The 21935-nt window shown below is 68.9% G+C and carries 20 protein-coding genes; 8 read left to right on the forward strand and 12 right to left on the reverse strand.

The genetic code is table 11. From position 1 onward, the window contains the following. Window positions 1–91 precede the first annotated feature (91 nt). The 3 genes from ACGF4C_RS25200 to ACGF4C_RS25210 all read right to left on the reverse strand — a co-directional run bounded on the left by ACGF4C_RS25200 (window position 92) and on the right by ACGF4C_RS25210 (window position 3498). Window positions 92–2170 (reverse strand): hypothetical protein, encoded by a 2079-nt coding sequence (locus ACGF4C_RS25200; protein WP_393569080.1) that lies wholly within the window; start codon window positions 2168–2170, stop codon window positions 92–94. Beyond that, a complete protein-coding gene (locus ACGF4C_RS25205; RefSeq protein WP_393569081.1) occupies window positions 2167–2931 on the reverse strand; it encodes a hypothetical protein in 765 nt (254 codons plus the stop codon). Before ACGF4C_RS25205 ends, ACGF4C_RS25200 begins: the two co-directional genes overlap by 4 nt. Window positions 2932–3231: 300 nt before the next feature. Further along, complete coding sequence (locus ACGF4C_RS25210) at window positions 3232–3498, reverse strand: DUF3761 domain-containing protein (protein ID WP_234442022.1); 267 nt, start codon at window positions 3496–3498, stop codon at window positions 3232–3234. A gap of 61 nt (window positions 3499–3559) precedes the next feature. Between ACGF4C_RS25210 and ACGF4C_RS25215 the strand changes: the two genes are divergently transcribed. After that, complete coding sequence (locus ACGF4C_RS25215) at window positions 3560–3715, forward strand: hypothetical protein (protein WP_393569082.1); 156 nt, start codon at window positions 3560–3562, stop codon at window positions 3713–3715. Here the strand turns inward: ACGF4C_RS25215 and ACGF4C_RS25220 are convergent. Continuing rightward, complete coding sequence (locus tag ACGF4C_RS25220) at window positions 3712–4023, reverse strand: alpha/beta fold hydrolase (RefSeq protein ID WP_393569083.1); 312 nt, start codon at window positions 4021–4023, stop codon at window positions 3712–3714. The genes ACGF4C_RS25215 and ACGF4C_RS25220 overlap by 4 nt on opposite strands. Window positions 4024–4071: 48 nt before the next feature. Between ACGF4C_RS25220 and ACGF4C_RS25225 the strand changes: the two genes are divergently transcribed. Beyond that, window positions 4072–4509, forward strand: a complete 438-nt coding sequence (locus tag ACGF4C_RS25225; protein WP_393569084.1) for an ArsR family transcriptional regulator — start codon at window positions 4072–4074, stop codon at window positions 4507–4509. 66 nt (window positions 4510–4575) lie between these two features. Here the strand turns inward: ACGF4C_RS25225 and ACGF4C_RS25230 are convergent, their stop codons facing one another. The 3 genes from ACGF4C_RS25230 to ACGF4C_RS25240 form a co-directional block, all read right to left on the reverse strand. Next, window positions 4576–4974 carry a nuclear transport factor 2 family protein gene (locus ACGF4C_RS25230; RefSeq protein ID WP_393569085.1) on the reverse strand — a complete coding sequence of 133 codons (399 nt, stop codon included), beginning with the start codon at window positions 4972–4974 and terminating at the stop codon, window positions 4576–4578. A gap of 206 nt (window positions 4975–5180) precedes the next feature. Beyond that, window positions 5181–6104, reverse strand: a complete 924-nt coding sequence (locus tag ACGF4C_RS25235; RefSeq protein WP_393569193.1) for an RNA polymerase sigma-70 factor — start codon at window positions 6102–6104, stop codon at window positions 5181–5183. Window positions 6105–6193: 89 nt separating this feature from the next. Further along, complete coding sequence (locus tag ACGF4C_RS25240; protein WP_393569086.1) at window positions 6194–7438, reverse strand: NAD(P)/FAD-dependent oxidoreductase; 1245 nt, start codon at window positions 7436–7438, stop codon at window positions 6194–6196. Between the two features lie 222 nt (window positions 7439–7660). Here ACGF4C_RS25240 and ACGF4C_RS25245 point away from each other — a divergent pair, with 222 nt between their 5' ends. The 4 genes from ACGF4C_RS25245 (at window position 7661) to ACGF4C_RS25260 (ending at window position 12110) form a co-directional block, all read left to right on the forward strand. Beyond that, window positions 7661–8521, forward strand: a complete 861-nt coding sequence (locus ACGF4C_RS25245; protein WP_393569087.1) for a DUF6333 family protein — start codon at window positions 7661–7663, stop codon at window positions 8519–8521. Between the two features lie 147 nt (window positions 8522–8668). Next, window positions 8669–9367, forward strand: coding sequence for a hypothetical protein (locus tag ACGF4C_RS25250; protein WP_393569088.1), 699 nt, complete (start codon window positions 8669–8671; stop codon window positions 9365–9367). A 357-nt stretch (window positions 9368–9724) separates the two neighbouring features. Continuing rightward, window positions 9725–11209: an alpha/beta hydrolase gene (locus ACGF4C_RS25255; RefSeq protein WP_393569089.1), complete on the forward strand. Its 1485-nt coding sequence runs from the start codon at window positions 9725–9727 to the stop codon at window positions 11207–11209. A 58-nt stretch (window positions 11210–11267) separates the two neighbouring features. Beyond that, on the forward strand, window positions 11268–12110 hold the full coding sequence (locus ACGF4C_RS25260) for a PaaX family transcriptional regulator C-terminal domain-containing protein (protein ID WP_393569090.1): 843 nt from the start codon (window positions 11268–11270) through the stop codon (window positions 12108–12110). Here ACGF4C_RS25260 and ACGF4C_RS25265 read toward each other — a convergent pair. The 4 genes from ACGF4C_RS25265 to ACGF4C_RS25280 are packed head-to-tail and all read right to left on the reverse strand — an operon-like array spanning window position 12101 to window position 15904. Next, window positions 12101–12556 (reverse strand): MaoC family dehydratase, encoded by a 456-nt coding sequence (locus ACGF4C_RS25265; protein WP_393569091.1) that lies wholly within the window; start codon window positions 12554–12556, stop codon window positions 12101–12103. The two genes, ACGF4C_RS25260 and ACGF4C_RS25265, sit on opposite strands and share 10 nt — an antisense overlap. 27 nt (window positions 12557–12583) lie before the next feature. Beyond that, window positions 12584–14089, reverse strand: coding sequence for a long-chain fatty acid--CoA ligase (locus ACGF4C_RS25270; RefSeq protein ID WP_393569092.1), 1506 nt, complete (start codon window positions 14087–14089; stop codon window positions 12584–12586). Between the two features lie 10 nt (window positions 14090–14099). Next, on the reverse strand, window positions 14100–14975 hold the full coding sequence (locus tag ACGF4C_RS25275; RefSeq protein WP_393569194.1) for an amidohydrolase family protein: 876 nt from the start codon (window positions 14973–14975) through the stop codon (window positions 14100–14102). An 11-nt stretch (window positions 14976–14986) separates the two neighbouring features. Beyond that, the gene (locus ACGF4C_RS25280) at window positions 14987–15904 is read right to left on the reverse strand and encodes an SDR family oxidoreductase (protein WP_393569093.1); all 918 of its coding nucleotides are present in this window, start codon (window positions 15902–15904) and stop codon (window positions 14987–14989) included. 230 nt (window positions 15905–16134) lie between these two features. Here ACGF4C_RS25280 and ACGF4C_RS25285 point away from each other — a divergent pair, with 230 nt between their 5' ends. Beyond that, the gene (locus ACGF4C_RS25285) at window positions 16135–16560 is read left to right on the forward strand and encodes a MarR family winged helix-turn-helix transcriptional regulator (RefSeq protein WP_393569195.1); all 426 of its coding nucleotides are present in this window, start codon (window positions 16135–16137) and stop codon (window positions 16558–16560) included. A 401-nt stretch (window positions 16561–16961) separates the two neighbouring features. Here the strand turns inward: ACGF4C_RS25285 and ACGF4C_RS25290 are convergent, their stop codons facing one another. Beyond that, window positions 16962–18227, reverse strand: a complete 1266-nt coding sequence (locus ACGF4C_RS25290) for a hypothetical protein (RefSeq protein ID WP_393569094.1) — start codon at window positions 18225–18227, stop codon at window positions 16962–16964. Between the two features lie 762 nt (window positions 18228–18989). Between ACGF4C_RS25290 and ACGF4C_RS25295 the strand changes: the two genes are divergently transcribed. Continuing rightward, complete coding sequence (locus ACGF4C_RS25295) at window positions 18990–21935, forward strand: hypothetical protein (RefSeq protein WP_393569095.1); 2946 nt, start codon at window positions 18990–18992, stop codon at window positions 21933–21935.

Genomic DNA, 21935 nt, shown 5'->3' on the forward strand with positions numbered 1-21935 from the left:
GCAGCCTGCATCTGGCACAACTGGGCCACTGGCGCCAAGATCAAACGATCCCTGATCGCCTTCGACCACTGAGAACATCGGACTCATTCATCTAGTCGTCGTTCCCGTCTTCCCTGTCTTCCTCGTCGTCCTGGTCGTCCCCGTCGTCATCCTCATCGCCGTAGGAGTCCTCACGTTCGGCGAGGTGGTCGTAGAGCTCGTCGACGAGTGGGGAGTCGTAGGCCCACCAAGGGGTACGGGCGGACTCGTCGGAGCCGCCGGTGACCAGGGAGGGATCGACGGCGTCCATCCACGGATACGCCTCTTCCTCGTCGAGTTCCTCGGCCTCGCCCTCGTCGATCCGACGGATCATGGGGACGGGCACGGTCGACTGCTGGTGCCGCACCATCCAGGTGTTGCGGAAGAAGTCGAACTGAAGGCGGTAGCAGTCGTCCGACTCGCTGAAGAGGATCGGCGGGACGAGGAAGTGCGCCGCGCCTACCGTGGCCGCGACGTCGATGTAGTTGTCCGGCGTCCCACCGGAATTCCAGCAGGCCGCGAAGTTCACGGGCGTCAGCGGCTCTTTGCCGAGGATGTGTATCTGATTGCCCCGGATCACGAACTTTTCCGGATCGAGGACCACGTCTTCCCCGAGCATCAGGATCGGCGCCGGCATGATGTGCGCCTTGGCAAAGGTCTGAGCGCGCTCGTAGAGATCGACGATCTCATCGAAGCGCGTGGCGTCGAACCTGCCGAAGTCGTGGAAGGGGCAGCACACGTTGTCCGTTTCTTCCCCGTCCGGGAAGAAGGCCGACTTGTCGAACGACGAGACGGCCGAGTGTGACGGTATCTGCGACTGTGCCGGATTCGGAGAGTCCGACGAAGCCGCTGACTCTGTTGACTTCGCCAACTTCGCCGACTCGGCGCGCTGGGCCTTGAGGAAGGCGGGAATCCATCTCCCGTCCGCGCCTTCGTCCTTGATCACGGCCGTGTCGCACAGCTCGCGGAACGCCGTGTCGCCGATCTTGCAATTGAAGTAGTCGAGCAGCGTGATCGCGGCGCATTCGGCCAGCGAGAGGGTGTCGCTCTTCGGGAACCAGAAGTCGTAGCCGTTCGCGAGGAAATGCACGCCGCGGAACTGTTTGTGGACGAAGGGCTCACCGGTCTCACCGGGGGTGAGGCCGTTCCAATGCGCTGCGGCGACCTGGTTGTAGTAAGCGTCGGCATGGCGGGCGAGCTCCGGAGCGAAGACGCTCTCGCCGGTCCAATAGCAGGCCTTGCTGAACTGGGCGCCGATCTCGGGATCGTGCGTGACGTCCGGCTCGCTGAAGACGAGTTCGGTACGCAGGAAGACTTTGCGGCCGTCACGGTAGGGCGCGCCCTCGTGTTCGTACCGCTGATCGAAGACCACGCAGGTCAGGGGCTCGATCTCGGAGACCGCCGGTCCACCGACGAGGTCCAGGGCGGGGTCGGCGGAGCCGCCGGTGAGATAGAGCAGCACCGTGTGGCGGGAGACGTGCCCGCGGGCGGCGTCGTAGTAGGGCGTATCACGGTGGTGGTGGAAGTTGCTGTCACCGGGCTCGAAGCGATTGCAGCGGAACACCGGATTCACATGCGAGAAGCCGTCGAGCACCGCCTCCGGCATCGCGGCCGACACTGCCTTGGTGAGCGCCTCGGCGAGCAGCGCCGAGTGGAAGATGAAGCGTTCGCCGCCGCGCGAGGAGGCATTGAGCGGCGGGACGTAGAGGTTGAGCGAGTCGAGCCGTTCCAGGCCGGCGCGGGCGGCATCCGGCAGCCGCAACGACAGCGCGTACGCCTCCGGCCCCAGCTCGACGGGCTCGGCGAGCTCCAGGTCAAGGGGGATGTCCGCAAACAGGTGGTCCAGCGGAACGATGTTCTCGAACGTACGGAACGACAACTCGCGGGGATCGACGAAGACGGCGGCCAGGTGTGGCGCGCCCTCGCTGGGCCGGGCGAACAGCTCGCGCAGGTCGGTGTCGATGCGCTCGGCGTCGACGAAGCGCACCGACTTGTGGCGCGCGGTGGGGTGCCAGGAGATCGACAGCCCCTCGAGCGTCGCGGTGGGCTCGGTGTCGGTCGCGTCGACCTCGGAGCGGTAGCGGGCGACCTCTTCGTCGGTGGCCTCACCGGTCGACAGGGCGAAGAAACGGTCGCGGAGCTCGGTGCTCACACGCTCCTCCAGTAGCTGCGCAGGGTGGTCGGGAGCTGAGGGGCGGAGGCGAGCTTCCGCACGCCCGCCTCGGAGACGTCGTCGCGGTACAGCAGCAGACGCTGGAGCGAGCCGATGAACGGTGCCGCCAGGAGGGCGTCAACGCCGTCCTCGCCGATGTGGTTGTACCGGAGGTCAAGCTCGGTGAGGTTCGGGAAACTGCTCAGCGAGCGCACGCCCTCCGCGGTGACCGCGTTGCACTGGAGGTGCAGGCGACGGACCGCCGCGAAGTGCGGCGATGCGGTGAGGGCCGCCAGACCGGAATCGCCGATGGCGCAGTACCGCAGGTCCAACGTCTCGATCCGGCCGCTCCCGGTCGCGGCTGCGAGGGCCTCGGCACCGGGGTCACCGATGCGGAAGTACGACAGGTCGAGTGCGACGAGCCGGCCGAGGTCGAGGCCGGCGAGACCGCCCGCCTCGATGGGCGGCGGCATGAGTGGCCCGTGCTCGTCCCAATGCTCCTCTTCCTGCCCCCACTCCTCGCCCTCCGGGTCATCACCTGCCTTGATCCGCAATGCGGTCACGAAGCGGGCGCGCAGGGCCGCTGCTATCAACTCCGGGGCCTCATCGGACCATTCGACGGCGACCTTCGTGGCGAACCCGTGCCGACGCGCCTCGACGGTCACTTCCGACGGCAGCTCCGCGTCCCAGCTGTCCTGGTGTTCCTCGGACAACTTCCGTATGTCGGACGTCAGTTGCTCGTTCTCGGCCTTGCCCGCCATGCATGCGCGTTGTTCCCACTCGATCAACTTCCCCCGGCAATCGCCCAGTTCGTGTAGCACGTCGGCGTAAGCACGCCATGCGGCGACATCGTCGGGATGCTCTCGCAGTCTCTCTTCCAGAGCCGTGGCTTCCATGTGGATCACCCTAGAGCCGGCCACTGACAATCGAGTTCGCGCGGTCGGCCCACGGCTCTGGGCCGTTCCAACACGTCGCCGCCCCCGTCCGCGTGGCAGACGGGGGCGGCGCATCACCACGTGACTGTGGCTACGTAACTGTGGAGCCACGTACCTGTGGCTACCTCACTTCCACCAGTACTTCACACCGCGGTGGTGCGAGCAGGTGCCGCTGGAGTGGCGCGAGTAGGAATGGCTGTTGTCCTTGCAGCGCGCGGTCTCGTAGCGGTCCACCGGCTTCTTGCCGGCCTTCCACCCGCAGACGCCGGTGGTGTGGTGCACGCACCTGTGCGCGGTGTTCGTCCGCGGCAGCGTCGTCGACGCTTCCGCCGTGCCGGCGACCCCGAGGGCCAGGACAACGGCAACCGCAGCGGCGGCTATACGACTCTTCAAGAATTCCCCCCACAGGAATGGAGCCAAATGGCGTTCTTTTTCGGCCGTATCGTACATAGGCGTGGAAGTCCGCCACCCGCGATACGAAAAAAATCATGGCCGGATCGTCGGCTTCGACTTCGACGTCGACTCCGAGTTCGTCTCCGAGTTCGATTTCGAGGGGATACGGCAGTGCCGGCGGGGCGGCGCGGAGTTGTCAGGTTTCGACGACCGCTAGCGGGCGGGCCGGTCCGGTTCCCGATCGAGAAGGTGGCCGACCTCGTCGGCGACGATCCCTGGCTGCTCGGCCTGGATGAAGTGACCCGAGTCGACTTCCTCGAACCGGCCGTCCGGCAGCGCGTCAACCCAACGTCGCTGGTGTTCGGCGATGACGGTCTGCTGTTGTTGGCGGCCCTTCGCGGCACGGGAGGCGGAGAGCAGGACCGTCGGACATGCGGGGAGGCCGGGTGGCGCGGCGCGGAACTGGGGAATGGCGGTGGCTACGGCCTTGAACTCCTTCCTGGTCTGCGCGGGCCCGTGGTTCACGCCCTGTCAGGCGGATGCGAGCTCGCCACGGGTGAGCTGTGCGCCCGGATGCCCGAGGTGTCGAAGGTGACCGTCTACCGGCACGTTTCCTTGCCGGCGGAGGCGGGCTTCCTCGAAGTCGCCGGGGAACACCGGGTGCGCGGCGCGGTCGAGCGCCGGTACCGGTTGCGCCAGGACCGCCCCTCGATGGACAGTGACGCCGCCGAGGCCATGTCCTTGGACGATCACCGTCGCGGCTTCGCCGCCGCCCTGGTCGTCCTCATCGCCGAGTTCAACGCCCATCTCGACCGCGAGGGCGCGAACCCGACCGCCGACTCGGTCTCCTACCGGCAGGGCACGCTCTGGCTCACTCCGGACGAACTCAGCGCTCTCCTGGGAAAATTGACCGAGGCCCTGCTGCCCTGCCTCGGCAACGACCCCACCCCGGGCCGCGCGCCCTACCTCCTCAGCCCGGTCCTCTTCCCTGTGGAACCGCCGGCTTCCTGACGGTGGCCGCGGCGGAACGCACCCTCTCAGGCGGGATCAAGGCCGGGTCAGATTGCGGTGAACAGGTCAGGCCGGTGCGGTGAAGAAGGTGCTCATGCCGTCGATGTCCGAGAGGTAGCTGTCGATGGCGGTGATACGTCCGGACCGGATGGTGAGCACGGTCGCAAGGTGTTCGTCGAGCTCGCGGCCGTCGGGGGCGGTCGCGGTGTTGCGGAGCGAGAGTGCCGCACCGTGTGCGCCGATGAGCACGTGCAGCAACTCGGTACGCACTCCCTGATCCGCGATCTGCCGGGCCCGCTCCACGGCCAGGTCCGCGCCGTGAAGGGTGCCGGAGATGGTGCCGGTCCCCGGCATGGACCAGGTGATGTCGTCGGCGAGCAGATCACGCAATGCCGGCCAGTCGCGCTCCTTGAAAGCGACGAGGAACCGTTCGGCGATCGTGGGATCGGCGGTGTTCGTGGACATGGTTCGGCATCTCCTGTTTCTTCACCGAGGGCTACCGGAGGCAGGTCGAAGCAACGGCAGACTCGCTGGGGGTTGAGCAATGTCGCGTCGTCGAGCCTAGGTCGCCGCGCCCGGTGGCACGGGACGGCAGAGTGGTGCTCTTGACAACCGGCAAATGCGTGCAATCGATGGACTGTGTGAGGGGCGGTGGCCGGCGGGCTCCTGACTTACCGGGTGGTGACGTCGTGCGTGGTGCCGTCCGTGATGGCCTGGAGTTTGTCCGGGTTGGCGACATTGTGGAGGGCGGTGATACGGCCTTCGGCGTCGAAATCGAAGGTGACCGTGGCGATCACGCGGTCCGGTCCGCTGAACACCAGACCCGGGCCGCCGTTGATCTCGACCAATTCGGCGTGCATATCGGCAGGCTCGATGCCCTGGTAAGCAACGGTGCCGATAGCGGCGAACCAGGAGGCCACCGTTTGCGCGCCCACCACCGGGCGCAGGGCCTGGCGGACCTTGCCGCCGCCGTCGGTCCACAGCGTGACGTCCGGAGACAGCAACTCCATCAGGGTGTTGATGTCCCCGCCCGTCGCGGCCGCGAAGAACTTCTCGGTGACCTCCCGCTGCCGGGACCGGTCCGCGGCGAAGCGCGGCCGCCGGGCCTGTACGTGCTCGCGTGCACGATGGGCGGTCTGCCGCACCGCCGCCTCGGACCGCTCCACCGCCTCCGCGATCTCGGCATGACTGAAGCCGAAGACCTCCTTCAGTACGAACACCGCGCGCTCCAAGGGGCTCAGCGTCTCCAGCACCACCAGCATCGCCATCGACACCGACTCGGCGTCCGTGACGGAATCGGCGGTGTCGCCGACAGTGAGGATGGGTTCCGGAAGCCACGGCCCCACATACGTCTCCCGTTTGTGCCGGGTGGAGCGCAGCCGTTCCAGTGCCAGATTCGACACGATCCGCGTGAGATACGCCTTGGGGTCGGCCACCTGCGAGCGGTCGGCCGCCGACCATTTGATCCAGGCGTCCTGCACCGCGTCCTCGGCGTCCGCCGCCGTGCCGAGGAGGCGGTAGGCCACCGAGAACAGCAGGTTGCGATGCTGGTGGTACACCTGCTGGTCCAGGCCCGAGCCCAGGTTCAGGTCCAGTTCCGAGCCCAGGCCTTGGGCCGGCCGCCGGCGCACCTCTTGGTCCTGGTCCCGGTTCGGTGCAGGGCGCGGGGACGGGGGCGGGTAGGTCACCGTGCCTCCCGTATGCGGGTGAAGCGGCCGCCGCGCGGCCAGAACGCGCCCGAGGCGGGCATCTTCTTCATGCGGCCGTAGGTCGGCCAGGGGGAAGCACTCACCGTCTCCTTATACCGGGCCGCCAGACGTCCGGTCAGATAGAGCCGTCGGGGGCTGTCATCGGGGTGCGTGAACTGCACGACCGCCTCGTGCCGGCCCAGGCTCACCGGCGTGTGGTAATAGCCGAAGCGAAACGGCTTCGGCTGCTTGCCCTTCAGCGCGCGGGCAATGGACACCGCCGCGTGCACGCCCGTCGGCATGCCGCCCTGGCAGGTGCCGTGCATGACCCCGTACCCCTGGCGGATCGCCGCCGCGTCGCCGACGGCGTAGACATCCGGGTGCGACACCGACCGCAGCGCGACGTCGGTGACGATACGGCCGTGCGCGTCGACCGTCAGGCCGGCGGCGGCCGCCAGCGGCGGCACCCGGGTCCCGCTGGTCCACAGGACCGCGTCGGCGCGGATGCGCTCCCCACCCGCCAGCTCGACCGCGTCCGGCGAGACCTCCACCACCTCGACCCCGCTCCGCACCCGGACGCCGAGGCGGTCGAGTACGGCCCGCAGATACGCCCCGGCCTTCGGGTTCATGGCCGCCCCGGGTTCCTGCCGGCCCAGCAGCACGACGTTCAGCTCCGGGTGCCGCTCGGCGATCTCCGCGGCCGCCTCGACGCCGGTCGGTCCGCTGCCGGCGACCACCACCGTGCCGCTGCCGTTGGGCCGCGCCAGCCGGTCGGCCAGGACCTCGGCGTCCTGGGCGCTGCTGAGGGTGTACGCGTGCTCCTCGACGCCCGGCACCGCCGCGGTGTCGGCAACGCTCCCCAACCCGTACACCAGCGTGTCATAGGGCAGCACCTGTTCGTCATCGACCCGTACGGTCCGGGTGTCCGCGTCCACCGCCGTCACCCAGCCGCGCACGAAGCGCACGCCGGTACCCTCCAGCAGCTCCTGGATGCTCAGCTCGGCGAGCTGCTGCCCGGTCGCCGTCATGTGCAGCCGCAGCCGTTCGGTGAACCGCTCTTGCGCATTCACCAGTGTCACCTGCATGTCCTCGCGCCCCGCGACCCGAGCCCCGAGCTGGATGGCGGCAGCCATGCCTGCGTAACCCGCTCCCAGGATGAGGACGCGGTGAACGGCGGCCTGATGGGTGGCCGACTGATGGTTGACCGCCTGATGGCTGGCTGCTTCGTGCTGTGTGCTCATCTTTCGCCTTCGTTCACTTGCCTTCGTCTGCCTGCTGACGACCACCAGATGCAAGCTCCCCGTCCATTCGTGACACGGGGTCGGTGTGATGCGCGGCACAGCCGCAAGGCCGCGGGCGGCGAGGGGCGGGGGTGGGGGAGGGGGGTGGAGCGGGGAGTGGGGCAGAGGCGGTGGCTCAGGCGTGCGAAGTGCGTTGTCAGTGCCGGGAGTTAGTCTCCGATCATGATGAGTGAGGCGAGCCATATGCAGGATGAACGGCCAGGAGGAGGCCCTGAGATGGGGAGCAGGAACGGGACCGAGAACGGGACCGAGAACGGGACCGAGAACGGGACCGAGAACGCGCCCGAGAACGGGACCGAGAACGCGTCCCAGGAGGTGAGGCCGAAGCTGGGCAGCCATGCCGTGCTGTCCCTGCGATTCCCACCGTTCCCGGTGCCGGGTGAGGCCGACGAGTCGGTCACGGCGCCGCATGACCCGGTGCGTGCCCGCCAGGTCGTTGAGGAGTTGGGCACCGTGGAGGAGGTTCTGGAGCAGCTGCCGGACCGCCTCATCGCAGACCTTCCCGATCCCAGGGTGCGCGCCGACCTCGAACTGGTCGCGGTCGGATGCTGGGGCAACGCCGTCCACATCACCGATCCGGCCCTCGGCGGTGACTTCCTTACGTATGCCATGACGGAGGAGGTCCGCGGGCAGCGTGCCCGGCACCCGGAGGCCCGGATCGTAGGGTCGATCGAAATGGACTACGGAAACAGCTTCCTCGAAGACGTGGTGGACCTGCCCGGCGGCGTGGAGGCGTACGCCGCGGGGTGGGACTGCGACGACGAATGGGATTTCGCCGGCGACCCGGAAGCGGTGTTGCGCGCGATAGGCGTCGACCGCGAGGCGGCAGCGGAAGCGGGCTTCGACCTCGACGAGGATCCTTGCGACCGTGTCTGGTCCGATCTCGGGATCCTCGCCCTTTGGGGACTCCCCGGCGGCCTCGGCGTCGGCCCCGGTGCCGGAGGCCGGCGGGTTTCCGTGTTCCGCGTTCGTCGCACGTCGTCGGCCGCATCCGAGATGGAGGAGGCGTGGTTCGGGCGTTGACCCGGATGATCCTGGACCAAAGGGAGTTGAACGGACGGCCCATGCCCCAACGGACGCTGGCTGTAGAGACGATTTCGGCCGACGCGGTGCTTCCGTAGGTTCGTTGCGACCACCACATGCATCACTTCCGCAACGGGAGGAACCCTTATGCCCACCCGCACCGCGAGCCGCCGCCTTGCCACTGCGGCCATAGCCGTCGGCGCCTCCGCAGCGATCCTCGCTCCCACTGCGCATGCCGCTGACGCCTCCGAGGTCGCGGCGAAGAAGCCCGCCAAGCTCACCGTGGCGTCCTACCAGGCGTACCTGAAGAAGCAGAAGACGCCGGAGGCGAAGAAGGCCCTCAAGGGGTTCGGCGCACTGACCAAGGGTCAGCAGGCGACCTTCGTCCAGCACCTCCAGAACCGCAAGATCTACGAGGCTCTCCTCGGTCAGGTGGAGGGCCGGATCGGGCAGCCGCGCACTGTCATCGACCCGCACAACCGCGAGGTGCGTTTCGTCACCAAGGCCTCCACCTCCGTGGGCAAGGACAAGCGCCGCACCACTACCGTCCGTTTCACCGTGACGGAGGAGATCTTCAAGATCCCGGTCACCGCCGAGACCATCAGCATTGCCTACCCGACCGCTGGCAACGGCCCGAAGCGAGCCACCGCCACCGCCAAGGTTTCCAATGTCAACGCGGCCATAGCGATTACCCACAACCGCGTCAGCGTCAAGGGCTACGGCGCCCAGACCTACTGGTCCGCCGAGCCGCAGGTGGCGTCCTTCGGCAAGGCCGCCTACAAGAAGGAGCACGTCCTCGGTTCCAAGGTCACCTACCGGGCCAGCCTGACGAACAACGAGGACTGACGAGGGTGACGAGGACTGACAAGGTCTGACGAGGCTGACGAGGTCTGAATCGGCGGCCGAACTCTCGGACCCCGGGAACGGTCACTTCCCGGGGGCGGCCACTTCCCGGGGGCGGCCACTTCCCTGGGAACGGTCACTGTGCGGCCTCCGGGAACGGCCACGGTGAGGCCCGGGACGCCGTGTCCTGGGCCTCACTCAGGGGAGGGTGATGACGTCACTGACGTAACGTTAGGCAGCTCATTGACGGCTGTAATGTAATTGCCTACCGTCGATGCTCCGTAGCCAGCCGCCCACGGAGTCCTCATGACATCGCCAGGCCCGGGACATCGCGCTCACCCCACCCCCTACCCCCGAACCGTGACCGCAGTGCTCGGCTGCTGTACCGCGCTGGCGGTGACCGCCGGCTGCGGGACCCCCGACGGGGCGGAGACCGGGAGGGCCGGGACCCCCAAGGCTTCCGGTAGCGCCGCCCCCACGGGCCACGCTGCCCAGCCCAAGCGCTACACAGGTGAGCTCGCGGACGGGGCCAAGTGGATCGCTGATGTGCCACCGGACTTCAACGGCACGTTGATGCTGTTCTCACACGGTTACGGGCCCCTCCAGGCGCGGAACGCTCCCGACTCGAAGACCCGCGACGCGTTCCTCAAGCGGGGCTATGCGCTGGTCGGTTCCTCGTATTCGGGCAGCTCGCGCTGGGCGCTGAATGTGGCCGTGAAGGATCAGTTCGACACCCTCAGCGCGGTGCGGAAGAAGGTCCCCGCGGTGCGCCAGCCGAAACGCACCCTTGCCTGGGGGGAGTCGATGGGCGGGCTGATCAACTCGCTGGTCGCGCAGCTCGGCCGGGGCCGTGTCGACGGCGCACTCTCCGCCTGCGGCATCGTGGCGGGGGGTCTCGACTTCAACGAGTACCAGACGGACGGCGACTACGCGATCAACCAGCTCCTCGTCTCCGGCGGCTCCGACGACTCCGGAAGTTCCGGCGGCTCCGGAAGTTCAGACGACTCCGGACGTTCCGGCAAACAGATCAAGGTCAGCGGCTTTTCCTCCGACGAGGAAGCCGCCGCCTCCGGGAAGGCCCTCGCGGACGCCGTCCAGGGCGCCCAGTCGACAGCCCAGGGACGCGCGCGTACGGCACTGGTCGCGGCTCTGCGCAACCAGCCCAACTGGTCCAGCGGCCGGCAGCCGCCCAAGGCCCATGACTATGAGGCACGGGAGAAGCAGCAGGCCGAGGGGCTTGTGAAGATGTCCCTCCCCTTCACGCTCGGCGCGCGCTATCAGGTGGAGAAGGCCGAGGGCGGACCCGTCTACTCCAACGCGGCCGTGAACTATGCCCAGTTGCTTCGGTACAGCCGCGATCTCCCCCAGGTCCGGGCCCTCTACAAGAAGGCGGACCTGGACCTGGACACGGACCTCGCCAAGCTCACGCGCAACGCCCACACCGAGGCGGACCCGGCCGCCGTACGGACCATGGAGCGCACCGCCGTGCCCTCCGGCCACCTCGCCGTGCCGAACCTCACCCTGCACACCACGGACGACCCTCTGAACCCGGTACCCCAGGAGAGCGAGTACGCCCGAAGGGTGCGCAGTGCGGGCGACGGCAGCCTGCTGCGCCAGGCGTATGTGCACGCCACCGGCCACTGCACCTTCAAGCCCGCCAACTGGCTCGCCGTCCTCAACGCCCTTGAGCACCGCCTCAATACCGGCAGCTGGGACGCGGCCACCGAGCCGCGGAAGCTCAACGGGGCCGCGGCGGAGGCGGGGGAAGGTAGCTACCCCTCGTTCGTCCGCTACACCGCTCCGGAGCTGGTCGGTGTCCGGGGCCGCAACGTGCGGGCACAGTGATCCGCGATGTGAAGGGGGACGGGAAGGCGGTAGGCGGGTGAGGGCTACGGTGGACCGCGTGAACACGGAAGAGTCGCTGCGGCCGCAGTCCCTCATGCTGACGTTCTTGGGCGACCAGGTGCTGGGGCGGGACGTCTGCGTGTACTCCGGCAGCGTCATCGACGTCTTCGCCCGCGCCGGGATCGGTGAGCAGGCGACACGTTCGACGCTGACCCGCATGGTGAACCGCGGCCTGCTGCGCCGCCAGCGCGAGGGCCGCCGGATGTACTTCGGGCTGACCGAGCACTCGGCGGCGGTCCTGCGCGACGGCGAGCACCGCATCTGGCAGGCCGGGGCGGTCAACCGCCACTGGGACGGCACCTGGACCCTGCTCGGTTTCTCGCTGCCCGAGTCCTGGCAGCGCCAGCGCCACGACCTGCGCGCGAAGCTCACCTGGAGCGGCTTCGGACCGCTGTTCAGCGGACTGTGGATCGCACCTGGCGAGGTGGACGTGTCCTTGCTGGTGGCCGAGCTCGGCCTGACCGCCCATGTGAAGATCTTCCGGGCGCACGCCGACATCGGCATGGACATCGGCGCGATGATCGAGGAGACCTGGGGACTGGCCGCACTGACCGAACTGGCCGCCGGTTACCGGGAGTTCGCCCGACGCTGGCAGCCGTGGGAGACGCAGCTGCCGGAGGCCCCGCTCGCTGCGCTCGCCCTCCGGCTGCGGCTGCAGGCCGAGTGGCTGCAGGTCATTCGCCGGGATCCGCGTCTGCCGGTCCGGCACCTGCCGGACGACTGGCCGGCCGAGCCGGCCGAGAAGACGTTCCGGGCGGTGTACGACCGGCTCACGCCACTCGCCCAGGACGCCTCGGAACGCCTTCTCGACCTCGTACCTGTACGCCCCGATCAGGCGTAGAAACGGGACAGGCTCTGCAGTACCGCCGCCGGCTTGGTGCCGCCCTCGATCTCGATCGTGCCGTCGACGGTGATCTGCACGCCGCCGGCCACGTCCTCGACCTCTGCCAGCCTCCCGGCCAGCCGGATGCGGGAGCCGGCCTTCACCGGCGCGGGAAAACGCACCTTGTTGAGGCCGTAGTTGACCTTCGTCGTGACGCCTTGGACGTCCAGCAACTCGGTGAACAGTGGGATGAAGAGGGAGAGGGTGAGGTAGCCGTGGGCGATCGGGGCGCCGAAGGGGCCCGCGGCGGCCTTCTCCCTGTCCACGTGGATCCACTGGTGATCGCCGGTGGCGTCGGCGAAGGTGTGGATCCGTTCCTGGGTGACCGCGATCCACTCGCTGGTGCCGAGGTCGCTGCCGGCGAGCTTCTTCAGTTCGTCGATGCCGTGGACGGTGATGCTCATAAGTGGCCCGTTCCTTGGGGGAATTGGTCAGTTTCCGTAGCGCGTGCGCACCCGGGACTTGAGGAGCTTCCCGGAGGCGGTGCGCGGGAGTTCGTCGGCGATCACCACCGACTTGGGGAGCTTGTACTTGGCGAGTCGCCCGGCCAGCGAGGCCAGCACCTCGTCCGGGTCCAGCGAGCCCGAGCCGCTCCCGGCGGGTACGACTACCGCGCGGGGCACCTCGCCCCACTTGTCGTCCGGGACGCCGATCACGGCGCACTCGGCGATGCCGGGATGGGCGAGCAGCAGGTCCTCGATTTCGGCGGGGTAGATGTTCTCCCCACCGGAGATGATCATGTCCTTGATGCGGTCGACGATGTACACGTACCCGTCCTCGTCGACCCGGGCCGCGTCCCCGCTGCGGAACCAGCCGTCGGCGAAAGAGGCGGCCGTCTCCTCGGGCAGCCCCCAGTAGCCGGGCATGACGTGCGGCCCGCGGACGACGACCTCACCGGTCTCGCCGACGTCGACCGGCGTGAGGTCCGGGCGGACCACCCGTACGTCGCTGAAGAAGTGCGGCACACCGGCCGAACCCGCCTTGTCGGCCGCGCGCTCGGCGTCCAGGAACAGCGTCCCGGGCGCCGCCTCGGTCATGCCGTAGCCCTGGAGGAAGGTCAGCCCCCGCTCCTGATAGCGGGCGATCAGCGGTGTCGGCACCGGGGAGCCGCCGCAGTTGAGGATCCGCAAGCTGGACAGGTCCGCGTCCGCCCAACGCGGATGCCGCGCCACCTGGTCGAACATGGCCGGCACCCCGAACATGAAGGTGATCCGGTGCCGTTCGATCACGTCGAGGGTGGCCGCGGGGTCGAAGGCCTCGACGAGCACGCAGGTGCCGCCCTTCAGCAGTACCGGAAGGGTGAGCATGTTCAGGCCGGCGGTGTGGAACAACGGGGCTGCGACCAGGGCCCGTTCGTCGGCGGTCAGATCGGTGTCGACCAGGACGTTGAGCGCGTTCCAGGTCAGGTTGCCGTGGGTGAGCATCGCACCCTTGGGGCGGCCGGTCGTCCCCGAGGTGTACATGATGAGGCTGTTGTCGTCGGCCCCGACCGGCTCGTCGATCGGCACCGTGGGGGCCGCGGCAATCAACTCCTCGTATTCTGCGCCGACTTCGATGGGCGTCCGCACGTCCAAGTCCTGCCGCAGCTCGCCGACGAGATCGGCGTGGGCGGGGCCGAAGATGAGGGCCTTGGCGCCGGAGTCGGCGAGCTGGTAGGCGAGTTCGGGCCCGGCGAGACGGGTGTTGAGCGGGACGAAGACCGCGCCGAGGATGCCCGCCGCGAACAGTGTCTCCAGGTAGGAGGGGTGGTTGGGGCCGAGGTAGGCGATCCGGTCGGCCCGCCGGATGCCGCGCTCGCGCAGTGCGTGCGCGAGGCGGGTGGTGCGCTCGTGCAGTCCGGCGTACGTGGTCGTGGTCTCGCCGTGGATCAAGGCGGTGCGGTGCGGGGTCTTGCGGGCTCGGCGTGCGGGCCACGACCCCAGTCCCTCGTTGCGCATCGACGGCCCCTTACGGCGTGGTCAGCCCGAGCAGGCGGGCGGCGTTCTCCTTCAGGATCTTCGGCCTCACCTCGTCCTTGACCGGCAGCTTCGCGAAGTCGGCGAGCCAGCGATCGGGCGTCAGGACGGGGAAGTCGGAACCGAAGAGGACCTTGTCCTTCAGCAGCGTGTTCGCGTACTGCACGAGCTGCGGCGGGAAGTACTTCGGCGACCAGCCGGACAGGTCGATGTGCACGCCCGGCTTGTGGGTGGCGACGGCGAGGGCCTCGTCCTGCCAGGGGAAGGACGGGTGCGCCAGGATGATCTTGAGATGCGGGAAGTCGGCGGCGACGTCGTCGACGTGCAGCGGGTTGGAGTACTTGAGGCGGATCCCGCCTCCACCGGGCACGCTCGCGCCGATGCCGGTCTGGCCGGTGTGGAAGAGCGCGATCGTGCCCGTCTCCTCGATGACCTCGTACAACTCATAGGCGAGGGCTCGGTCGTTGGGGAAGAAGCCCTGGATGCTGGGGTGGAACTTGAAGCCCTTCACCCCGTACTCCTCGACCAGGCGGCGGGCCTGCCGCACGCCCGCCCGGCCGCGGAAGGGGTCGATGGAGGCGAAGGGGATGAGCACGTCCGCGTTGGCGGCGGCCGCCTCGGCGACCTCTTCGTTGGGGACCGGAGGTGTGCCGGTCGCGGACTGGGCGTCCACCGTGAAGATCACGGCGGCCATCTTCCGCTCGCGGTAGTACGCGGCCGTCTCCTCCAAGGTCGGCTTCCGCCTGCCCTCGACCTTGAAGTAGGCGGCGGAGGCGTCGTGCAACTCGTCGTCCAGTGAGGAGCGGCCCTGGGAGGAGACCTCGGCGTGGGTGTGGACGTCGATCGCGACGAGCTCTTCGGGATTCATCCGGGCGGTCATCACGCCTCCGGGAACGCGGGCGCCGGGATGCCGACCGACTGCAACTCGGCGCCGACGGAGGTGGGGAAGGCGGCGGCCAGGGCGTCCGGGGTCCAGCCGCCCTCGGCGTAGGCCGCCCTGATCTCCTGCGGATGCGACCAGAGTGCGACCTTGTCGCCGCCGATGCCGATGGCCTGACCGGTGATGCCGCGGGCCGCCGCCGAGGCGAGGAAGGGGACGAGGGACGCGCAGTCCTCGGGCGTGCCGAAGCCCTCGCCCTTCCGCAGGAAGTCCGGCAGCCGCTCGCCGTTCTTCATGGCCTGGATGTACGGGGCGAAGGCCGGGATGCTCTCGGTCATGGCGGTGGCGGCCACCGGCACGATCGCGTTCACGGTGATGTGGGCCCTGGCCAGCTCCATCGACCAGGTACGGGCCATGGCGGCGATACCGGCCTTGGCGGCGGCGTAGTTCGTCTGCCCGAAGTTGCCGCGCTGGCCGGCCGGGGAGCCGACCAGGATCAGTGTGCCGCCCTCGCCCTGCTCGCGCATGCGGACGGCGGCGGCCCGGGCGCAGGTGAAGGTGCCCTTGAGGTGGGTGGTGAGCACCGCGTCGAAGTCCTCGTCGGTCATCTTCCACAGGACCTTGTCGCGCAGGATGCCCGCATTGGTGACCAGGACGTCCAGCCGCCCGAATTCGTGCACGGCGCGCGCCACCAGGCGGTCCGCGGCCTCGGCCGTGCCGACCGGCACCACCTCGGCGACGGCCGTGCCGCCCGCATCGGTGAGCGACTTCACGGCCGCTTCCGCCACGTCCTCGTCCACGTCGTTGACGACGACCAAGGCGCCGTGCGCGGCCAGCGCATGGGCGTAGGCGAGTCCGAGGCCCCGGCCGCTGCCGGTGACGACGGCGACCTTGCCGGTGAGATCGATGGTGGGCACGTACGAATCCCTTCGTAGGGGCGCCTGCACGGCGCGCGGGGTGCGACGTCGAGATCGAAGGTAAGAACAATGATTGTTGCCGTCAATAGTTGTTGCCGACCGGCGCGATGCGCCACACTGTGACCAGCACCCACAACTCCGCCCTTGCCGGGGCCCTGACCAGGGAGTCCGTCATCGCCCGCCAGCCGCGTTCCCATACCCCCGTCCCGATCGACGCGCACGAGCCATGGATGCGCGGACTGCACGCGGACACGGGCTACCTCCTGTACCGGCTGGGGCTGCGTTCCGGGCAGCTCTTCAACGCCTTCCTCCAGGAGTCGGGCGTGCGCCTGCGGCACTACGCGCTGCTGCGCTTCCTCGCCACCTCGGAGGGCGCTCTGCAGCGCGAGCTGAGTGCCCGGCTCGGCTACGACCCCAGCGCGATCGTCGGCCTCGTCGACGATCTGGAGAAGCTGGGCTTCGTGGAGCGCCGGCCCGCCCCCGACGACCGGCGCAGCCGGATCGTCGTGCTGACGGAGGAGGGCCGCGCGTTCCTCCGCGACACCGACGCCTCGGGTCTGCGCGTGACGAACGAGCTGCTGGATCCGCTCACACCGGCCGAGCGGAAGACGCTGCATGCGCTGCTGCTGCGCATCGCCGAGGCGGGGCTGGAGTAACGCGGCACGCTTGCCGCGCGCGTGACACCTCGCTGTGGCCGGCCCGGTGCGCAGGGTGCCCCGCGGCCGGTACCGCACCCCCGCGGCGGTACCGGCCCGACCAGCAGTGGTCGTGCGGGGCAGGCTCCGATCCTGCCCGAGCCGGGCGGCGGGCGTCGTTGCCCCCGGACGCCCACCTGTGGGCGCGGAACGCACTGTCGGTCCCCGGCGTTCCTGCACACTGTCGGCTGTCTCGAAGCAGCGTCATCCATACCTGGGGGGGATCCGAACGGCGACGGGGACGTCGCCCAGCGAGTACCGGGTGGCGATGCGGGGTGCTCCCGGGGCCGGTGCGGCGGCAGGGGCTCGATGAGTGCCGCATGAGTGCCGCGTTCAGCGCGGGCGCCGCGTGAGCGCCGCGTTCAGAGCTGGGGCCGGGCGGCACCGAACCGGGTGTCCTCGCCCAGCGCGGTCTCCTGCGCGAACGCCGCGTACGAACTCGGGTTCACCAGAGCGTCGGAGGTCGGGATGGTGCTGTAGCGGGGCATGGTGACGCCGCCGATCACCGCCTGGCCCTGTGGCACACCGGCGACCACCTCGCCCGACCACTCCGGCACGTCGATGCCGGCGTCGAAGCGGAAGTGGCTCGCCTCGTGGATCAGCGCCGCTGCCCGGCCGTTGGGCCCGTGGAAGGTCGAGAACTCGTCCCCGATCTCGGTCAGTACGCCGGGCGTGGTCGTTGCCGCGAACCCCAGGTCCGCGGTCCACTTCAACCGGTCCGGAAGCTCGTTGAGCCGCTCGCGGATCTGCCGGAGCCGGTCGCGGACCGTGTTGACCACGGTCGCGTCCGGGGACCCGGTCATGAAGTGATGCGCGAACGCCGTCAGGGTGGCGGGACCGAGCGGCGTGGCGGCCGCCGCCGTTTCGGCCGCGTCGATCCAGGCCAGACCGAGTTCGATGGCGTCCCCGGCATCGAGCAGCGGGAAGAGGCCGTTCCACTGCCCGACGACATCGGCCGGATCGGTCACGGTGTTGTCGACGACCTCCCCGTTGAAGTCGTAACGGCAGTAGACCGGCGCATTCACCACGACGCCACCGCTGGAGGTCCGTCGGCCGTCCCTGTTCACCATGGTGGTCACGGTCCGGAAGAGGTACGCCTTGGTGCTGAACCCCCGCAGGCCGGTGATCTCGCCGTCCAGGTCGTGGGTGAAGTCGCCGCTGGTGTGCCAGTTCGGGCCGATGGGCTTCGGGTAGCCGGCCGAGGCCGCATTGGCCGGCCAGTCGAAACGCATGTAGTCCGGGCCGTGGAAGAAGTACGCGAAGCCGCTCTTCACCCCGCCGCCGGGGAAGACGGCGTCGAGCGTGGTCCAGTCGGACGGCAGGAACCAGTTGTCCGCCGTCGAAGCGGGGTCGCCGTCCGGCTGCAGTCCGACCAGCTTGATCCGCTGGTAGTTGCCGCCCTGGAAGACGTACTCGAAATCACTGAAGGCTTGTTGGCCGAGCAACGCGCCGTCCAGGTCGCGGTCGAACGGCGCGGGGAAAAGCGGCTGCACCGGCGCACCCGCGGTGACCACGTGGTTCGCCGCCCAGTCGTAACCCACCGACCAGCCGCCGGCGAAGACGATGCTCAGGCTCGGATTGGCGTCCGGCGTGGGCAGCGCGCCGGCGATGCGAACGGTGGAGGACATAGCGATCCGCCTGGGGGAGGGGAGGGGGGTGTGGTGGGCCGGGACGTCGGCCATGAAACGGGCGGCACGGCGGCTCCTCCCTTCCACGCTAGCCCTCCGGCTACCGGCCCGCACCCGCGCACCGACTGCGGTCGCCGACGACGGTCGCAGACAACTCGACGGGGTGTCACCGGGGGCCTGGTCGCCGGGGAGGAGTGATATCGGCTCGGCGGCTGTCGCTCACCCCGGTGGCGCCGGTACGCCACCGGAGTAAGCATGGAAGAGAGGTGAAGGTGCCTGTGCACCTCGCCCCTCGCACGGTCTCTGCACACCTTCATGAGCTCGGGTGAGGCGTTCCTCATGTCGTTCCCTTCCCGCCGTCCTGTCTCCCTGTGGCTCGGGGCGGAGCTGCGAAACCATCCCGATGACGACCAGTCCGACGGCCACGGCGACGACCACGGCGGCGAGCGCGGCGACCGTGCCGGCGGCGGAGGGTTCGGCGGCGGGGGAGGCGGCTTCGGGGGAGGCGGAGGGTTCGGGGGCGGCGGTTTCGGCGGTGGCTTCGGGGGCGGTGGCTTCGGTGGGGGCGGTGGGGGGCCTGGCGGGGGTGGCGGCTTCGGTGGTGGGCCTGGCGGTGGGGGTGGCTTTGGCGGGGGTGGTGGAGGTCCTGGTGGCGGTTTCGGCGGGGGCACGGGCTCCGGCACCGGGCGGCCTCCTACACATGAGCCTCCACCACACGAGCCTCCACCCCACGAGGACGACGTCGCGGAGGGACCGTTCCGGGTGGTGCGGCCCGCAGACATGCTGGTCGTCGACATCGCACTCGTGGGTCTGCACTTCGACGGCGGTCGCCAGCGCCTCGTGCGCAACTCGGACGCGCCGAACGCGTTCGTCCTGGTCGGACTGCCTCCGCAGCATGTGGCCGAAGAGGTGCCCGATGACCTGAACAAGGTCACTGCTCCCATGAAGGCGGTCACCGCCGGCTCCACCCGGCTGGCCTTCTCGGTGCCGGCGGACATCAAGGAGCTGGAGCTGTCCCTGGACGGCTTGCTCGACTGGGAGCGCCTGGTGCCGCTCAGGGTGCCGGACGGCCAAAAGAGCCCGGACACGCCGGGGACGACCGTCTTCCAGGGCGTCCCCAGAAGCGTCATCGAGTTCCCCATCCGGCTGTTGATCAGCTACGACGAGCCCGTGGACTGGTTGGGCGCGACCCAACCCCAACAAGCCGACGGCCGCACCGCGTTGTGGCACGCCCGGCTGCACGCTGCACCGGACGGCGCCGGGCCCGGTGCACCGGACGGCAGCGGCGTGAAGTTGCGGGCCTTCGCAATGGTCACGAACGGGGGGACGCTGCCACCGGGTGCGCCGTACGTAGACGTTGTCCTGCAGGACCTCGTCACCCAAACCAGCCGCATCCCGTTGCCCGGAATAGGTGGGCCGCTCGAAGTCCACAGTGATCCCTTGCGCGCGGAGCAGTTCCTCCTCACGCCCATGGGCACTTCGGCCCATCTGCACGGCGCCTGGGAGCCGCTGTCGAAGCCCGCCCTCGACCGCTACAAGGAGGTCGGTCGGCGGGCTCCGAATCTGGTGGCGTACGACCACATCACAGGCCTGGGACGTGACCAGTACGTCCGCATCGTCCACCACGGCCGCCTTTCCACGGGCCATGAGGCCCTGCACATGCAGGAGTACAAGCGGCTCTTCATCGCGCGCCCGGACGACGGAATCGTCGCCTACCTGCAGCGGGAGGACCGGATCATCGTCAAGCAGCCGGAGATGACGTACGGAGCGGCCACCGGCTTCCAGCACGAGGGACGCGAGATGCCGTTCCGGGTGCTGCGCATCACCGACCGCGTCACTCCGCTGATCATTCCGCCCGACGTCCCTGCCAACCCCCCACTGCCCCCCGAAGAGGACAAACCGGATATCAAGGCTTTTTGGGTGCGCCTCAAAGCATCAGGCGAGGACCACGAATTCACCCTGATCGGCACGGATACCGAGGGCCGCAAGGTCAGCTTCACCATGCCGCTGATATTCGTGCCCGACGGACTGCTGGATGAGGACAAGCAGTTGAAGGCCCTGCACGACCCGGCGAAGGAAACCAAGAAAAAGATGGACCAGCGCCAGAACCGGGATCTGCACGGCCAGGTGATGGCCATGGCGCAGCCCCCCGACGGCGCTGCCGGCAGCACCAGCCACGCGGTCGGCTCCCTGACCTTCCGGCTCGGCCCGGAAGGTGCGCCCGTGGTGGGCCAGCCCTGTGTGGCGGCCGCGGAGGTCCGGGTCCCCGCCGTGGAGCAGTTCACCCCGAACGCCGGCAATCTCAAGGTCGAGTTCAACGCCACGTATTTGAGCCAGACCATGGCCGGGCATCCGGCAGGGGCGTACCTGAACCTGACGGACCCGCTCAAGCTCGCCTTCGGGGCGGAGCAGGCGGGCGGACTCTCCAGTCCCAACGCCGCGGTGAAGGTGATCACCAGCCAGGCGGGTGTCATCCCCGACGTCTTCCAAACGGACGCCACCGGTGCGGTCGCCGATGCGGCGGATATCAAATCCATCAGGGACGCCTTCGGCGGGGCGCAGTTGCTCGGCATCGACCTCGGCCAGTACCTGAAGAAGCTGGTCAAGGACCAACTCGGCACACTGCGACAGCTGAGCGACAAACAGATCGAGAACATCCTCTCGAAGGAGACAGGGCTGCTGCCCGCACCCGTGCTGCGCATGCGCGACCTGGCCGATGGACAGGGCAAGGAACTGCGCTACGTGTGGAAGCCGCCGCTGGAGCCGCCGACCGGGGGTGCCCTGCCCCTGATCGACGTGTCCAAGGCTTCGCTGATCCTGGATGCCCGGACCGTCCGTTCGAAGGACGCCGTCGCCCAATCCACGGTGCAGGGCAACCTGAGCAACTTCGCGCTGGACTTCCTGGGTATGGCTCGTGTGGAGTTCAAGGAGCTGAAGTTCAAGACCGGTCCGGGGCAGAAGCCCGACGTGGCGGCCTCCGGTGTGGAGCTGAAGTTCCGCGGTGCCCTGGAGTTCGTCAACACCCTCCGCAGTGCCCTGCCCGCTGAGGCCTTCGGCCCCGGCGCGTTCATCGACGTCCAGCCCACCGGCATCCGTGCCGGCTACAAGCTCGCCCTTCCCGCCATGCCGCTCGGCGTCTTCAACCTGGCCAACCTCGCCCTGTCGGCCGAGCTGGCGATCCCCTTCGACGGCAAGCCGGTCTCGTTCCGTTTCTCGGTCTCCGAGCAGAAGCACCCCTTCACCCTCACGGTCTCCCTGTTCGGTGGTGGCGGCTACTTCTCCCTGCTGGTCGACGCCAGCGGCGTGCAGGAGGCGGAGGGCGCCATCGAGTTCGGCGGCGCCGCGGCGCTGGACCTCGGGGTCGCGAGCGGCGGGGTCTCCATCATGGCGGGTATCCGCTTCATGCTCGCCAAGAACGAAGTGAAGTTGTCCGGCTATCTGCGGTGCAACGGCTTCCTGACGGTGTTGGGCATCGTCACGGTGTCCGTCGAGTTCTATCTGGAGCTCACGTACGAGAAGAAGGGCAAGCAGTCGATCGTCCGTGGCCGGGGCACCCTCACGGTCAGCGTACGGATCGCCTTCTTCAGCAAATCCGTCTCGCTCGAACTGGAGCGGACCTTCGCCGGCGCGCCGGTCGACCCGACCTTCGCGCAGTGCTTCTCGAAGGAGCAGGACTGGCCGGAATACTGCGCGGCGTTCGCCGCGTGA

The organism is Streptomyces sp. NPDC048197, from assembly GCF_043202395.1.
Lineage (GTDB): Bacteria > Actinomycetota > Actinomycetes > Streptomycetales > Streptomycetaceae > Streptomyces > Streptomyces siderophoricus.

What these genes read in the sequence shown, in the direction of transcription:
- ACGF4C_RS25205 (WP_393569081.1), bottom strand. Translation starts at nt 2,931, where the DNA reads ATGGCGGGCAAGGCCGAGAACGAGCAACTGACGTCCGACATACGGAAG.
- ACGF4C_RS25225 (WP_393569084.1), top strand. Translation starts at nt 4,072, where the DNA reads ATGCCCGAGGTGTCGAAGGTGACCGTCTACCGGCACGTTTCCTTGCCG.
- ACGF4C_RS25230 (WP_393569085.1), bottom strand. Translation starts at nt 4,974, where the DNA reads ATGTCCACGAACACCGCCGATCCCACGATCGCCGAACGGTTCCTCGTC.
- ACGF4C_RS25240 (WP_393569086.1), bottom strand. Translation starts at nt 7,438, where the DNA reads ATGAGCACACAGCACGAAGCAGCCAGCCATCAGGCGGTCAACCATCAG.
- ACGF4C_RS25245 (WP_393569087.1), top strand. Translation starts at nt 7,661, where the DNA reads ATGATGAGTGAGGCGAGCCATATGCAGGATGAACGGCCAGGAGGAGGC.
- ACGF4C_RS25250 (WP_393569088.1), top strand. Translation starts at nt 8,669, where the DNA reads ATGCCCACCCGCACCGCGAGCCGCCGCCTTGCCACTGCGGCCATAGCC.
- ACGF4C_RS25265 (WP_393569091.1), bottom strand. Translation starts at nt 12,556, where the DNA reads ATGAGCATCACCGTCCACGGCATCGACGAACTGAAGAAGCTCGCCGGC.
- ACGF4C_RS25270 (WP_393569092.1), bottom strand. Translation starts at nt 14,089, where the DNA reads ATGCGCAACGAGGGACTGGGGTCGTGGCCCGCACGCCGAGCCCGCAAG.
- ACGF4C_RS25275 (WP_393569194.1), bottom strand. Translation starts at nt 14,975, where the DNA reads ATGAATCCCGAAGAGCTCGTCGCGATCGACGTCCACACCCACGCCGAG.
- ACGF4C_RS25285 (WP_393569195.1), top strand. Translation starts at nt 16,135, where the DNA reads ATGCGCGGACTGCACGCGGACACGGGCTACCTCCTGTACCGGCTGGGG.
- ACGF4C_RS25290 (WP_393569094.1), bottom strand. Translation starts at nt 18,227, where the DNA reads ATGTCCTCCACCGTTCGCATCGCCGGCGCGCTGCCCACGCCGGACGCC.